The 14,106-nt window shown below is 69.9% G+C and carries 12 protein-coding genes and 1 tRNA gene; 7 read left to right on the forward strand and 6 right to left on the reverse strand.

Translation table 11 applies throughout. From position 1 onward, the window contains the following. Positions 1-2 precede the first annotated feature (2 nt). Positions 3-1,073, reverse strand: a complete 1,071-nt coding sequence (locus tag RAH40_RS19480; protein WP_306599291.1) for a DUF2891 domain-containing protein — start codon at positions 1,071-1,073, stop codon at positions 3-5. 104 nt (positions 1,074-1,177) lie between these two features. Here RAH40_RS19480 and RAH40_RS19485 point away from each other — a divergent pair. Continuing rightward, a tRNA-Ser gene (locus tag RAH40_RS19485) sits at positions 1,178-1,267 on the forward strand. A gap of 349 nt (positions 1,268-1,616) precedes the next feature. On the opposite strand, the gene RAH40_RS23085 is transcribed toward RAH40_RS19485, so the two are convergent. Then, positions 1,617-2,099, reverse strand: a complete 483-nt coding sequence (locus RAH40_RS23085) for a caspase family protein (RefSeq protein ID WP_373432534.1) — start codon at positions 2,097-2,099, stop codon at positions 1,617-1,619. 569 nt (positions 2,100-2,668) lie between these two features. Here RAH40_RS23085 and RAH40_RS19490 point away from each other — a divergent pair. The 3 genes from RAH40_RS19490 to RAH40_RS19500 all read left to right on the forward strand — a co-directional run bounded on the left by RAH40_RS19490 (position 2,669) and on the right by RAH40_RS19500 (position 5,912). Next, entirely contained in the window at positions 2,669-4,294 is a 1,626-nt protein-coding gene (locus RAH40_RS19490) for an ammonium transporter (RefSeq protein WP_306599292.1), read from the forward strand. A gap of 41 nt (positions 4,295-4,335) precedes the next feature. Beyond that, positions 4,336-4,689: a P-II family nitrogen regulator gene (locus RAH40_RS19495; RefSeq protein ID WP_306599293.1), complete on the forward strand. Its 354-nt coding sequence runs from the start codon at positions 4,336-4,338 to the stop codon at positions 4,687-4,689. A gap of 68 nt (positions 4,690-4,757) precedes the next feature. Then, positions 4,758-5,912 (forward strand): outer membrane beta-barrel protein, encoded by a 1,155-nt coding sequence (locus RAH40_RS19500; protein ID WP_306599294.1) that lies wholly within the window; start codon positions 4,758-4,760, stop codon positions 5,910-5,912. 65 nt (positions 5,913-5,977) lie between these two features. On the opposite strand, the gene RAH40_RS19505 is transcribed toward RAH40_RS19500, so the two are convergent. Continuing rightward, entirely contained in the window at positions 5,978-7,273 is a 1,296-nt protein-coding gene (locus tag RAH40_RS19505) for a hypothetical protein (protein ID WP_306599295.1), read from the reverse strand. 88 nt (positions 7,274-7,361) lie between these two features. Here RAH40_RS19505 and RAH40_RS19510 point away from each other — a divergent pair, with 88 nt between their 5' ends. Further along, entirely contained in the window at positions 7,362-9,071 is a 1,710-nt protein-coding gene (locus tag RAH40_RS19510) for a beta-propeller fold lactonase family protein (RefSeq protein WP_306599296.1), read from the forward strand. Between the two features lie 9 nt (positions 9,072-9,080). Here RAH40_RS19510 and RAH40_RS19515 read toward each other — a convergent pair whose 3' ends face one another. Together RAH40_RS19515 and RAH40_RS19520 are read right to left on the reverse strand one after the other, a co-directional pair. Then, positions 9,081-10,349 carry an Nramp family divalent metal transporter gene (locus RAH40_RS19515; protein ID WP_306599297.1) on the reverse strand — a complete coding sequence of 423 codons (1,269 nt, stop codon included), beginning with the start codon at positions 10,347-10,349 and terminating at the stop codon, positions 9,081-9,083. Between the two features lie 124 nt (positions 10,350-10,473). Continuing rightward, positions 10,474-11,400, reverse strand: a complete 927-nt coding sequence (locus RAH40_RS19520; protein WP_306599298.1) for a hydrogen peroxide-inducible genes activator — start codon at positions 11,398-11,400, stop codon at positions 10,474-10,476. A 108-nt stretch (positions 11,401-11,508) separates the two neighbouring features. Between RAH40_RS19520 and RAH40_RS19525 the strand changes: the two genes are divergently transcribed. Then, positions 11,509-12,036, forward strand: coding sequence for a peroxiredoxin (locus tag RAH40_RS19525; RefSeq protein WP_306599300.1), 528 nt, complete (start codon positions 11,509-11,511; stop codon positions 12,034-12,036). Between the two features lie 2 nt (positions 12,037-12,038). Further along, positions 12,039-12,578: a carboxymuconolactone decarboxylase family protein gene (locus RAH40_RS19530; protein WP_306599301.1), complete on the forward strand. Its 540-nt coding sequence runs from the start codon at positions 12,039-12,041 to the stop codon at positions 12,576-12,578. Here RAH40_RS19530 and RAH40_RS19535 read toward each other — a convergent pair. Then, a complete protein-coding gene (locus RAH40_RS19535) occupies positions 12,565-14,061 on the reverse strand; it encodes a M64 family metallopeptidase (RefSeq protein WP_306599302.1) in 1,497 nt (498 codons plus the stop codon). The two genes, RAH40_RS19530 and RAH40_RS19535, sit on opposite strands and share 14 nt — an antisense overlap. Between the last annotated feature and the right edge of the window lie 45 nt (positions 14,062-14,106).

Genomic DNA, 14,106 nt, shown 5'->3' on the forward strand with positions numbered 1-14,106 from the left:
ACTTAGCGCTGCGGCTTCATCTCCCCCAGCAGGTGCACCGCGAAGGTGGCCAGCCAGTGGTCCCCTTCGTAGTTCCCGGACACCACGTGGGGCAGGGCCGCCGCCGCATGCTCCATCGCGGCCTTCTCCAGGGCCTTGGCCCGGGGGTCCTTCGGCCCCAGGCCCGCGGCCAGGGCGTGGAGGCACCGGGCGCGGCTGAGGTTCAGGCCGTCCAGGTGGACGATCCTGGGATCGCTGCGGTCCGACACCACCGCCGGCGCCAGGACGCCGTGCTTGAGAAGCCCGGGCAGGAAGCCTTCGACCCAGGGCCTGAACTCCCGGGCCGGGAGCACCTTCACCATCAGCGCCGCCTCCTCCAGGCAGGGCGACAGGAAGTCCTCGCCGCCGGGCTCCCAGGCCATGGGGCCGTTGCGGTCCTTGCCGAAGTAGGTGCGGGCCCTTTCCGCAAGGAGGGCCTCGAGGCGGGCGTCCTTGGCGGCCCGGGCGTAGTCCAGGGCCAGGTCCAGGCTGAAGGCCGTGTTGGGGTGCACCCCCACGCGGTTCGGGTAGGTGAGCTTGGGCAGGAACGCCTCGAACTGGGCCGCCACCGCGTCGGCGAGGGGCTGGAGCTGGTCCGCCCAGCCACGCGCCTCGGGCGAATCCCAGGCCCGCAGCTCCGCCGCCAGCTTCAGGAGCCAGGCCCAGCCGTAGGTGCGCTCGAAGCCCTTGTGGGCCGGGTCCACGAAGTAGGCCACCTCCGCCTTGATGCGCTCCGGCGCCAGATCCTGGTCCAGGGCCAGCCGGATCCCCCCCGCCTCCGGCAGGTCCGGGAACTCCCGCAGGAGCCGCACCAGCATCCAGTGCCCGTGCACGCAGGAATGCCAGTCGAAGCACCCGTAGAAGGCGGGGTGCAGGTCCCGGGGCCCCAACACGTCCTTCGGCCCGGCCAGGGTGTGGTCCAGCTTGTTGGGATACTCCCGTTCCACGGACTTGAGCACATGCCCCGCGAACCGCGAGGCCGCCTCCCGGGTCAGCCCCTGCGCCCCCAGGGGCGCGGCGGCGAGGATCCCCGCGACGATCCAGTGCAAGCGCATGGGCACCTCCGGATGGGGCCCCGGAAGGGGGGCCTGACCATTCATCATGGGTGAATCGGTCCCCCGCGACAACGCGGGGGAGGTTCTGGTAGACTGGCCGTCCTGGAGAGATGGCAGAGTGGTCGAATGCGCCTGACTCGAAATCAGGTGTGCGAGTGATCGCACCGTAGGTTCGAATCCTATTCTCTCCGCCAGACCTGGCACCAAATCAGCCCTTCGGAAGGAAGGGCTGATTTCTGTCCATGCCACAGACGCGCTGCGGGCCGGAGCCGGCCCAGGCGGTGGCGTCTTTGAGCGCAAGGGTCACGATGTCCCTCCTGGGATCGGGTTCGGTGGCCAGCCTGGGATCTGAACCTGGACCCCGTGATTGCCCATTGCAAACTCATGGTTCTTGCTTATCTTCCCCTACGCACACTGACGGGTGGACGCCATGGATACGAATCGTGGTGCTCTGCTGTCCTATCGATGCGCCTGGTGCAATCGAATCTGGACGGGCAAGGGGTGGGTGTTTGAACGCCGTAAAGAGAACCATGAGATCTATTCTCATGGGATCTGCGATGAGTGCGGCGTCATCCAGCTTCGGGACGGTCTGCCCCATCTTGCCAAGAGGCCGGTTCGTTCGCCGGGGGTGGCAAACCCGCAAGGCGCCTTGGAATGAGGGCAGCCCCAATTGAGGATGAATCTCCTGCGGGACGCACGTCCCGGTGACCCGGCTACCTGATCGTCTCCACCTGGTTCAGCTTGAAACTCACCTTCTCCGCCTTCCAGGTGCCCGAACTCGCGCACCGCCTTGAACATGCCCTCCCGGTCCGCGTCCAGGACGAGCCGGACCTTGAAACCGCAGTCCCGAAGGGCCGAGGCCATATCCTGGGCGTCGTGGACGGCGTTCTTCAGGGGCGTGACCCGGTAGGCCGCATTGCCGATCACCAGCGCCGCCTTCCGCTCCCCCGGGGCCTCCTCGGCCGCCTTGATGGCGATGGCCCGGGGGGGATGGCCTGCCCGGACTGCGCCGACAAGCACCCGCACGCTAGGAGGAACATGGGAATCATGACGGAATGCGACATGGGGTGCCCCTGGCCTGGATGGCTCATTCTTCCAGGATCGGTTGCCTCGGGATGGAACTTCGCCGCCGGATCCGGTTCGCGGGCACCCTCCGACCCGGAGCCGATGGCCGGAGATCCGAGAACGTAATCACTAAAAACGTTTGAATTAAATTAAATAAAAGGCAAACAAATATAAAATTGTCAAGAATTATAGTAAATTTTAAAGAAATAATCCTTGAATGATCCATGATGCCGTGACAAGGTTCTCTGCATCAGGTGACCGTCATGCGTTCCTCCTCCCGACAGCAGCAGCAGAATCCCCGGCCCCCCGCGAATCGCGAAGGGACCCGGGAGGGAAGAGGCTAGTTCATTCCCACCGGTCACCATCACCCCCGATTCGCGACAGCCGATCGGGGGTGCTTGCTTTTCGCCCACAACCCCACCCGCCCTGGCTCGCAATGGCGAGCCGGAGCCCTTCTCTACCCCAATTCCAAGGAGCCTGCGATGACGCGCATTGCACGCGGGGGCGAAAAGCTCTCGACCCAAGGGAAAATGGCTCGGCTGATCCTGCGGCTGCGGGATCCGGAGTGGCGCCGCTACGGCGTGACGCTGGCTTCGGGCAAGCTGCTGGGACTCGCCCTGGTGCTCGGCATGATGATCCTCATCCCGGTGCTGCTCAACGGCAACGCCGCCCGGGCGCAGGCGCCGGCCGGCACGCCTCCCGCCGTTGCGGCTGCTCCCCCGGTGCAGGCCGCGGCGGCTCCGGCCCCCCCTGCGGCGCCCGCGCCCCCGGCCGTGGCCGCCAAGGACATCATCAATCCCCTCAACACCCTCTGGGTGCTGCTCGCAGCCTTCCTGGTCTTCGCGATGCAGGTGGGCTTCGTCATGCTGGAAGCGGGCTTCTGCCGCTCCCGGGAGACCGTGAACGTGCTGGTGGAGTGCGTGTTCGACACCTGCCTGTGCGGCATCCTCTTCTGGGCCTTCGGCTACGCGTTCATGTTCAGCACCGGCAACGGCTTCATCGGCTACCACTGGTTCTTCCTCAAGGGCGCCCCGGCCACCTACGGGGCCACCGGCGTGGCCTTCCTGGCCCACTGGCTCTTCCAGTTCGCCTTCGCGGACACCTGCTCGACCATCACCTCCGGCGCCATGATCGGGCGCACCGACTTCATCGGCGACATCCTGTACAGCTTCGCGGTTTCCGGCTTCATCTACCCCATCATCGGCCACTGGGCCTGGGGGCCGGACGGGTTCCTCGCCACCATGGGCAGCGACGGGCACTTCCTCGCTTCGCTGGGCATGAACTTCCATGACTTCGCGGGGTCCACGGTGGTGCACACCATCGGCGGCGCCGTGGCCCTGGCCGGCGCCATCGTCCTGGGCCCGCGGCTCGGGCGCAAGTTCAAGCGGGACGGCGGCGGCCCCATGACGCCCCACGATCTGACCATCGCCGTGTGCGGCGGCCTGCTGCTCTGGTTCGGCTGGTACGGCTTCAACCCCGGCAGCACCCTCTCCGCCATGGACTTCGAAGGGGTGGGCCGGGTGGCCGCCAACACGACCCTCGCCGCCTGCGCCGCGGGTCTGACGGCCGTTTTCTTCGTCTACCGCCGCACGGACAAGTGGGACGCGGGCTCGATCACCAACGGGTTCCTGGCGGGCCTGGTGGCCATCACCTGCCCCTGCTACTGGGTGAGTCCCTTCGGCTCGGTCGTGATCGGCGCGCTGGCCGGCGTCATCGTCATCCTCGGCGTGGACCTGCTCGAATACCTGCGCATCGACGATCCCATCGGCGCCGTGCCGGTGCACATGATGAACGGCATCTGGGGCACGCTCTCCCTAGGCCTCTTCGCCAGCGGCGAATTCTCCGCCATCGGCAGCGACCCGGTTTCGCCCGACCTGTCCAGCAGGCTGACCGGGCTGTTCTACGGCGGGGGCTTCAAGGTCCTGGAGGCCCAGGCCATCGGAAGCCTCATCGTCACGGGAGCCACCGTGGCCGTCGCCCTCGCGGTCATGCATGCCATCAACGCCGCGGGCCTCCTGCGGCTCTCCAAGGAGGGCGAGCTGGACGGCATGGATGTCCACGAGCACGGCATCTCGGCCTACCCCGAATACGTGATCTCGGCCCTCGCGGCCCCCGCCGGCGCGCCCATCGAGATCCGCGGCCTCGGCCGGAAGTGAGCGAAGCGATCCTGACCCAACCCCAGCAAAAGGAGTCAACCATGAAGATGATCATCGCCATCATCCGCCCCGACCGGTTCGAGGATGTCCAGGCCGCCCTGCACCTCAGGGACATCCACCTGATGACGGTCTCCGACGTCCGGGGCTGCGGCACCCAGAAGGGCTTCTCGGACCAGTTCCGGGGCAACAAGATCGACCTGGTCCGCCTTCTCCCCAAGGTGAAGATCGAGATCGCCGTGAACGAGGACTACGTCCAGCCCGCGGTGGAGGCCATCCTGAGCGCGGGCAAGTCCGCGGAGGGCCACGTGGGGGACGGCAAGATCTTCATCCTGGAGCTGCTGGACTGCTACCGGGTCCGCACCTCGGAACAGGGGCCCCTGGCCATCGGGCCGTGACCCGTCCCCCTGCAGCGTTCCACTGCGGCCACACCCTGGGCGTCGACCCTGTTCCTTCCGGAGCATGCATGCGCATACCCCTTTTCCTGCCCGCCCTTCTCGGCCTGGGCCTCGCCGCCCAGACACCCCCGCCCGCGCCGGGACCGGCCGTCAAGTGGCGAGGCGCCCTCTGGGCCTCGGGCGCCGCCTCCAACCAGTCCACCTCCGACGGGAGTCTCTTCCTGCGCTCCGCGGACTCGGGTGAGGGCCACCTGGCCGTGGACGGCCTCCAGCTGGGCGCCGACGTGACCCTGGCGGACGGCTGGTCCCTGAAGTTCACCCTCCTGGCGGGCCAGGCCGCCAGGTTCCTGAACGCCGGCACCCTGGCCCCCAACGGCAGTCCCGCCGATACCGGCTCCTTCGCCTGGCCCGAAGCCCAGCTCGTCTGGACCGGCGGCGCGGACACCCTGAAGTTCGGCCGGATGTATACGCCCATGGGCATGGAAGTCCTGGACCCCACCCAGGACATCACCGCCAGCCGGGGGCTCCTCTTCACCTACGCCATCCCCGTCGCCCAGGTGGGGCTCAACTGGCACCACGCCTTCTCCACGGCCTGGAGCGCCGACCTGTGGGTCTACAACGGCGAGGACCGCGTCCAGGACAACAACAAGGGCAAGACCGCCGGACTCGGCCTCACCTACAACCACGGGGGCGCCTCGGACCGGTTCGTCACCCTCATGGCCTTCAGCGGCGCCGAACAGAACGCGACGGGGGGCGCCGCCGGCGCCGAAGGCCGCAAGCGGGAGCGGCTCTGCCTGTCGGGCGGCTGGGCCTGGGGCAAGGCCACCCTCCTGTGGGAAGGGGAGTCCGCCCGGGAGACCCTGCCCGCCAGCGCCTTCCAGGGCGCCACCGGGCCGGTCAGGGCCGCCTGGTCCGGGGCCGGCCTCATCGGCAAGTACCAGTTCACGGACGCGTGGTCGGGCTTCGCCCGGGCTGAGGTGTTCAAGGACGACACCGGGGTCCGCCTGGGGGCCGATCCCTCCGTGGCCGCGGCCCTGCCCCCCGCCCGGGACGCCGGCCTGCGGGCCACGTCCTTCGCCCTGGGCGCGGAACGCCGGTGGCACGCCACCTTCACCCGGCTCGAAATCCGGGAGGACAGCCTGGGCAAGGAGGTCGCCGACGGGTCCGGCAAGCCGTTCAAGAGCGCGGCGAGCCTGACCTGGAGCGTGGGGACGAGCTTCTAGAGGGGGTTGATCCAGGCAACACCATTCATTCCATTCCTCCGCGAGCCTCTGCGAGTTCCCGGCGCTCACTCCGGCCGGTCCGCCGCCTTCCGGAGCAGGTAACCGCAGGCCGCGGCCCGGCCCACCGTGAGGGCCAGGGCGGCCGCCAGGGTGCCGCGCCAGTCCAGGACCAGGGCGAACAGCGTCATGCCCAGGACCAGGACCGCGGTTTCCAGGGCGGTGGCGGTGGAGATCACCGACGTCCGGCCGGCCAGGATCCAGCGGGACCGCTGGAAGCTCAGCAGGTACTCCATGGCCGGAAGCAGGATCAGGAGCCGCGCGGGGAGCAGGGCGAAGGGCAGCAGCCCGGGGCCCAGGCCCACCACCCGGCGGAACCACAGCGCCCCAAGCGGCGTGAGGACCACCGCCAGCATGAGGCCGGTGGCGCAGGCCGCCAGCAGGGCCGCCGCCCGGCGGACCTGGGCCTCGTTCCGCCCCTCCGTGCCGGTGAGCGCGACCCCCACCTCCTGGAAGGCGCTGCCGCCGCTCCGGAAGAAGAACACGAAGGAATGGACGACCGGCCATGCGGCCAGGCATTGCAGCGGGTCCCGGCCCCGGCCCAGGAAGAAGGTGAGCAGGGGCGCGTTGCTCATGGCGATGATCGAGGTCAGGGCGAGGGGGTAGTAGTACCGGGCCAGCTCCCCGAGACTCGGGGCCGGGCCGCTTTCCCGCCCGGGGTCCAGGAGGTCCCGGACCACGTGGCGTGCCATCCAGCGACTCGCGGCGGCCTCCGCCACCACCCCGGAACTGAGCGCCAGGGCGCCGATGCAGGCCCCCGGCAACCGGGTGCCCAGGGCCAGGCCGGCCGCGGCCAGGGACATGGTGGCGAGCCGGAGCACCGTTCCGTAGGCCACCCGGCGGGTCAGGCCGTTCCGCACCAGCAGGCCCTGGTGGAAGCGCCGGTAGCCGATCGCCGCGGGCCAGGGGGCCAGCAGGGCTGTGGCCAGATTGGCCATGCGGGCAACCTCGGCCGGCAGCCCCAGCACCTGTTCCGCCAGAAAGCGGAACACCGGCGGCAGGGCCAGGAGGACCAGCAGGGCGGTGAGGGCGCCGTTGAGCAGGTAGGCGAAACGCCGCAGGGCCAGGAAGCTGGCCCGGTCCCGGGCCAGGGCCGTGGTGGCGGAGAGCAGCATGATGATGGGGGATTCAACCAGCCAGGCCAGGGAAAAGGACAGCCCGAAGGCCGCCAGGTTCTCCACCGGCCGGTCCAGCCGGGCCACGATGGCCGACAGGTACGGTCCCTCCGCGCCCATCATCAGCCAGGCGGCCGCGAGGGGCAGCCAGAAGGCCAGGATGTTCCGAAGGCGCGACGTTGAATCCATTCCTCCAAGGTAGCCCGCCTGCGAAAAACCTGAGTCACGCCGTCCCTCCCCTCCGCTGTCTGAGGTGGATCTCAACGCGGGAGGCGTTATGGAAACCAGAGCTGGGAGGCATTTCCGGACCGGCGCGCGAGGCCTTGGGCTCGCCGCGGTGGTCCTGCTGGCGGCGGGGTGCTCGGGGGGCGGCGGCGGGGGCACGCCCGTCACCCCTCCGGCCACCACCTACACCGTGACGTATTCCGGCAACGGAAACACCGGAGGCGCGGTTCCGGTGGACACCGGCGCCTACCTGCCGGGGGCCGCGGTCACGGTCCTCGGGAACACCGGGAACCTCGTGAAGAGCGGCAGCGCCTTCGCAGGCTGGAACACGCTGGCGGACGGCACCGGGAGCACCTACCTCCAGGGGCAGACCTGCGCCATGGGCTCGGCCAACCTCACCTTCCACGCCCACTGGACCGTCAACCCGGTGAGCGGCAACGTGACCTATGACGCCAACGGCGCGACGGCCGGAAGCGTCCCGGTGGATGCCACCACCTACGCGACGGGGCAGACCGTCACGGTGCTCGGGAACGCCGGGAGCCTCGCCTATGCCGGCTACACCTTCCTGGGCTGGCAGACCAAGGCGGACGGCTCCGGCACGGCCTACAAGCAGGGCCAGACCTTCACGAAGGGCTCCGGCAGCGTCACCCTCTACGCCCTGTGGGCGGGGGGCTACGCGTACGTGGCCAACACCCTGGGCGGCTCGGGAGGCAGCATCTCCCAGTATTCCATCGGCCCCAACGGCGCGCTCACGCCCCTGTCCCCGGCGACGGTGTCGACGGCCGGGAACAATCCCCGGTACCTCGCGGCCGATCCGCTGGGCAGGTACGTCTACGCGTCCAACGTGAGCAGCAACACCGTCGCCCAGTTCGCGGTGGGCGCGGACGGCTCCCTTGCGCCCATGGCCACGCCGACGGTCCTGATGGGGACCCTTGCCGGCGGCAAGCTCTACTATCCTTCGGCCCTCGCGGTCCATCCCGCGGGCTCCGACGTCTATGTCCCCCTCCAGCAGGCCAGCGCCGTCAACCAGTACGCGGTGGGTTCCACCGGGGCCCTCGCGGCCCTGGCGCCGGCCACCGTCACCTGCGGGGACCCCGCGAACGGGCGCAACGGCCCCAACGCCGTCGCCATCGTCGCCGCGGGCACGTACGCCTATGCGGCCAACGGCGGCGCCAACACGGTATCCCAGTACAAAATCAATGCCGACGGGACGCTGGCGGCGCTCAGCCCGTTCCTGGTGCCCTCCGGCGGCGTCAACGGGTCCGGCTCGGCCTTCGACGTGAAGACCGCCACCCTCGCCTCGGGCACGTACGTCTACGTCACGAACTATTTCGACGGCACCGTCGCCCAGTTCAGCGTCAACGCGTCCACCGGGCAGCTGACGCCCCTGAGCCCGGCCCTGGTGAAGGCGGGGACCTACGCCTTCACCCTGGCGATCCACCCCACGGGCAAGTTCGCCTACGTGGCGATCCTGACCGCCTCCAGCGCCGCGGTCGTCGCCCAGTACGCCATCGACCCGGCCACGGGGGCGCTCACCGCCATGGCCACCCCCACGGTCTCGGCGGGCGGGGCGGGCGCCGCCGTCATCACGGTGGAGTCCTCGGGCCGGTTCGCCTACGCCACCAGCGGCGACACGGGGTGGGGCAGCTCCTCCGTGGCGCAGTACACCATCGACCAGGCCACGGGCGCGCTCACGCTCATGGCCAACCCGACGGTCCAGACGGGTTTCGCGCCCTCGGGCGTCGTCACCATCGGGAAGTGACGGGCACGGTCACGCCGCCAGCGCGCTCCTGAACAGCATCAGGTTGAGCACGATCACCACCGTGGCCACCGCCCACAGCATGCTCCCTCCCAGAAGGTCGTTGGCATGGCTGCCCATGACCTTCCGGGAGGACGTCAGGTACACCTGCAGCAGGATGGTGATCGGCAGCTGGATGCTCAGGACCATCTGCGAAAGGATGAGCATCCGGAAGGTGTCCGTCACGAAGAACACGGCCAGGAGCGCGGGGACCAGCGTCACGAGGACCCCCGCGCGGCTGGAGGTGCCCCGCACGTCGAAGGGCTGGCCGAAGATGCCCGCGAAGATGGAGCCCCCGGCCATGGCCGCCGTGAGGGTGGAGGCCAGGCCGGCGCAGAGGAGCGCCACCGCGAAGATCGTCCCCGAGGCCGGGCCCACCATGGGGCGCAGCATGGAGGCGGCCTGCTCCAGGGTGGTGACGGCGAGGTTGTGCCGGTGGAAGGTGGCGGCGGCCAGGAGGATCATGGCGCTGTTGATGGCCCAGCCGGCGCCCATGGAGAAGAGGGTGTCGAAGAGCTCGAACCGCAGGTGCCCGCGGATGGCCTCCTCCCCCTGCAGGTTCCACTGGCGGCTCTGGATGAACTCCGAGTGGAGGAACAGGTTGTGGGGCATCACCACCGCCCCCAGGATGCTCATGATCAGGACCATGGAACCCTGGCCGGCGGTGGGCCGCACCCAGCCCACCGCGGCCGCGGACCAGTGGGTGTGGACCATGGCCAGCTCGGCCAGGAAGGCCAGGCCGATGAGCGAGACGAAGCCCACCACGACCTTCTCCAGGACGCGGTAGGAGTTCCACAGCAGCAGGCCCGCCACCACGGCGGTGGTGAGGCAGGCGCCCACCTTGAGGGGGAGATGGAAGAGCATGCCCAGGGCGATGGCCCCGCCCAGGATCTCGGCGAAGGCCGTGGCGATGGCCGCCAGCACCGCCGTGCCCAGGACCGGGCGGGAGACCCAGGCGGGCGTGTGCCGGGTGGCGGACTCGGACAGGCACAGGCCCGTGACGATGCCCAGGTGCGCCGCGTTGTGCTGGAGCAGGATGAGCATCACCGTGGACAGGGTGACGATCCACAGGAGGGTGTAGCCGTGGGAGGCCCCCGCCGCCACGTTGGAGGCCCAGTTGCCGGGGTCGATGAAGCCCACGGTCACCAGCAGGCCCGGGCCCAGGTACCGCAGGGGGTTCCAGGCGCCGGGGCCCTCCGCCTTCAGGCGGAACCGGTTCTGGAGATCAGTTAAAATTTTCATGCGGGTTGTCCTGGGGCTGAGGTCATCCTGGCAGAAGCTGGACGCCGGGTTGCCTTGGCGGCGCTGGAGAAAGAATATCGAGATTGAGTCTCGATATCAATTAAATTATGTTCAATTCACAAAATTATCGACCGCCGTCCGGATGCTTCCGGAAGGCGGCCGCCACCTCCGCCCCCACCTGCCGGAGGGAAGGGCCGGCGTAGGACCCCGGGCGCCAGGCCAGGGCCAGGGTGCGGAAGGGCACCGGCGGGGCCAGGGGCCGGAGGATCACCGTGGCCCTGGCGGCCTCGGTCCCGACGGCCAGGCGCGGCAGCAGCGTGATCCCCAGGCCGCCGGCCACCATGTGGACCAGGGTGGACAGGCTGGTGGCGCGGAACCCGAGCTCCTCCACCCGGGTGCGGCCGCAGGCGGCCAGGGCCTGGTGGCGGAGGCAGTGGCCGTCATCCAGCAGGAGGATGCGCTCGCCCTCCAGGGCCTCCAGGTCCAGGGGGCGCGTGCCCCGGGCCAGCCGGTGGCCCGCGGGCAGGCACACCTGGAAGGGGTCCTGTCCCAGGGGGAAGGTCTCGAGGTCGCCGAGGTCCGCTTCCAGGGCCAGCAGCGCGCCCTCCAGGCCGCCGTCCCGCAGTCCCGCGGTCAGGGTGGCGGTGGTGCCCTCGATCCAGATGGGCTGCAGGCGGGGGAACGCCGCCTGCAGGGCCGGCGTGAGAAAGGAAAGCACATAGGGCGCGAGCGTGGGGAGGATGCCCAGGCGCAGGGGCCCCGCCAGCGGATCCACGAAGGACCGGGCCTCCTGCGCCAGGTCCGACCCCTCCCTGAGCATGCGGCCCATGCGGACGAGCAGGGCCCGGCCCGGGGGCGTGACCCGCACGCCCCCCCGCCCCCGCTCGAAGAGGGTCACGCCTAGCGCCTCCTCCAGGGCGGCAACCTGGGCGCTGAGGGAAGGCTGGGCCACGGCGCAGAGGTCCGCGGCCTTCCTGAAGCTGAGGTTCTCCGCCACGGCGAGGGCGTACTGCATCTGGCGGAGGGTGAAGGGAAGGGGGGCGGTGTCCATAGGCATATCCTATCACTTACATAGAATCGATATCTTGGACCTGGGTTGCCGCCGGAGCGAAGCTGGTCAGGCGGAGCGATCCTGCTCCCCATCCCCAGAGGAAACCCCATGCTGACCGTCGGCGACCACCTCCCCTCCTTCTCCCTCCAGGCCGTGACCGCCGGCAAGGAGTTCCAGACCCTCACCCACGAGAGCTTCGCCGGGCAGTGGAAGGTCCTCTTCCTCTGGCCCATGGACTTCACCTTCGTCTGCCCCACCGAGATCGCCGCCTTCGGGAAACGCAACGGCGACTTCCTGGACCGGGATGCCCAGCTGCTGGGCGCCAGCACCGACACCCACTTCGTGCACCTGGCCTGGAGGAACCAGCACCCCGATCTCCAGGACCTCCCCTTCCCCATGCTGGCCGACACGAAGCGCGAGCTGAGCGCGGCCCTGGGCGTGCTGCACCGCACCGAGGGCGTGCCCCTGCGGGCCACGTTCGTCGTGGACCCCCAGGGCGTCATCCGCCACGTCAGCGTCAACGACCTGAGCGTCGGGCGCAGCGTGGAGGAGGTGCTGCGCGTGCTGGACGCCCTCCAGACCGATGAGCTCTGCCCCTGCAACTGGCGCAAGGGCGAAGCGACCCTGAAGGCGTGACCATGGCGACCCTCGAAACCCTCCCCGGCTACGCCCGGGACCTCAAGCTCAACCTCCAGGCCGTGCTCGGCGACTCCCCCCTGGACATGGCCCAGCGCCTGGGCACCGCCCTCGCTTCCGCCGCCGCCTCGCGCAATGCGGACCTGGTGCGGGAACTCCGGGCCCGGACCCTCGAGGCCGCCGGCGAAGCGGTGGTGGAGGACGCGCTGGCCGCGGCGGCCCTCATGGGCATGACGAACATCGTCTACCGCTTCCGCCACCTGGTGGGCAAGGAGAGCTACGCGCAGCTTCCGGTGCGCCTGCGCATGAACCGCATCGCCCGCACCGCCGGTCCCAGGCTGGACTTCGAACTGTTCTGCCTGGCGGTGAGCGCCGTGAACGGCTGCGAGACCTGCGTGCGGGCCCATGAGCGGGCCCTCGTGGAGGGGGGCCTCTCCGAGGCCCAGGTCTTCGAAGCCGTGCGCATCGCGGCCACGGTTCACGGGCTGGCGGTGGCCTTCCAGCCCGGCCTGGACCCCGCGGGGGAGATCAGTCCGGCGTAGGGTGGCGCGGCCCGGGGTTCGCTGCGACCTCGAGGTGGTCGGCCTCGATGACCGGCAGACGGACCAGGAAGGAGACGGGGCGGCTGCCATCCAGGCGGCTGCCCTGGATCCGGTCGGTCGCCTCGGCATGCTGGAACTCCCCGCGCAGGAGGGTGGGGTCTTCGATTCCCGCGCGGAACAGCATCCGGCCCTCCGGGTCCACGGCGGAGACCGTCCAGGCGGGAGTGTCCGGTTCGGCGGGCAGCGGCAGGTCGACGATCGTCTCGCCCGCCACCTGGAAGCCCGCGGGGGTCCGGATCACCTGGACGACCCGGTGCCGGGCCGGCAGGACGTCCGCCTGGACGGAAGCTCCGCCGCTGGTCCAGGTGCGGACGTCGGCTAGGCGGTCCGCGCCGGTGCGCACCAGGGGCGTGGCGTCCACCACCCGGGCGCTCACCTGATGGGTGCCCGCCGGAAGGGTGAGCCGGTCGCCCGTACCGGCGGCCTCTCCATCCACGGTCCATGCGATCCGGAACGTGTCGGGCAGGGGGACCGGGCGGGTGAGGGTGAGGGTTCCGCCGTCCGCGGTGAGGGTGTCCACGGGGCGCACCTGGTTGTAGATGCTTCGGACGATGGCCTCGCTGCACACCTCGCAGAAGGTGTCCGTGAGGCATCGCATGCGGCAGGACGGGCGGGGGCGGAAGACGCCGGTGTCGTGATAGTAGGCGCCCTCGAAGAGCCCCAGGTCCGGACAGAAGGCGGGCGTCGGCAGGGGCGTGCCGGGGTTGATCCAGGCGGCCCACTTGATGGAGCCCGGCTGGGCGGTGACATTGGGGAAGGCCTCCAGGGAAGCGGGCAGGGGGCTGGTGTCGCCGCAGGCGTACTCGTCGGCCAGGCCGCCGAAGGCATGGCCGAACTCGTGCAGCGCAATGGCGCAGGAGGCGGGATTGGCGGAGAAGACGGGGATGGTTCCACCGGAACCGCCGTAGTTCGTGTCGTTCACCAGGACCAGCACCCGGGTGCACTCGGGCGCCCGGGCCAGGGCCACGGCCAGGGCCCGGGCATTGTCCACCACCAGGAGGCGGTAGTCCGGAGCCTGCCCGGCGGGGTTGGCGTTCTGGAAGGTGGCCCCGAGGACCGTGGCCCGGGGGGTGCCCAGGCCATGCATCCCGTTGGCCGCGCCGTCCTCCGCGGAGACCAGGTGGACCAGCTTGATGTTGAAATAGTTTGCGTAGTTGGAGAAGGGAGCGGTCTGGCGGAAGGCGGCGAGCCAGGCCCGGGCATCCTGGGTGAGCTTGGCCTGGTCCGCTTCGCGGTAGCCGTCGCCCAGGAGAACCAGGTTGATGCGGTTCGCGGGGTCGCCGGAGACCTGCAGGGCCTCGACCGGGGCGGAAAGGCTGGCTTCCGTCAGGGGCACCGGGCCCGGCGCGGAGGATCCTCCCCCGCACGCCGTGAGGCAGAGGAGCGCGACGGCGGCCAGGGCGGCCTTGGGGGTCCGGTTCATGGGGCCTCGGATGGGGGAATTCCAAACCTTTACCCCTAAGGGATC

Origin of the sequence: Geothrix sp. 21YS21S-2, from assembly GCF_030846775.1 — a bacterium.
Lineage (GTDB): Bacteria > Acidobacteriota > Holophagae > Holophagales > Holophagaceae > Mesoterricola.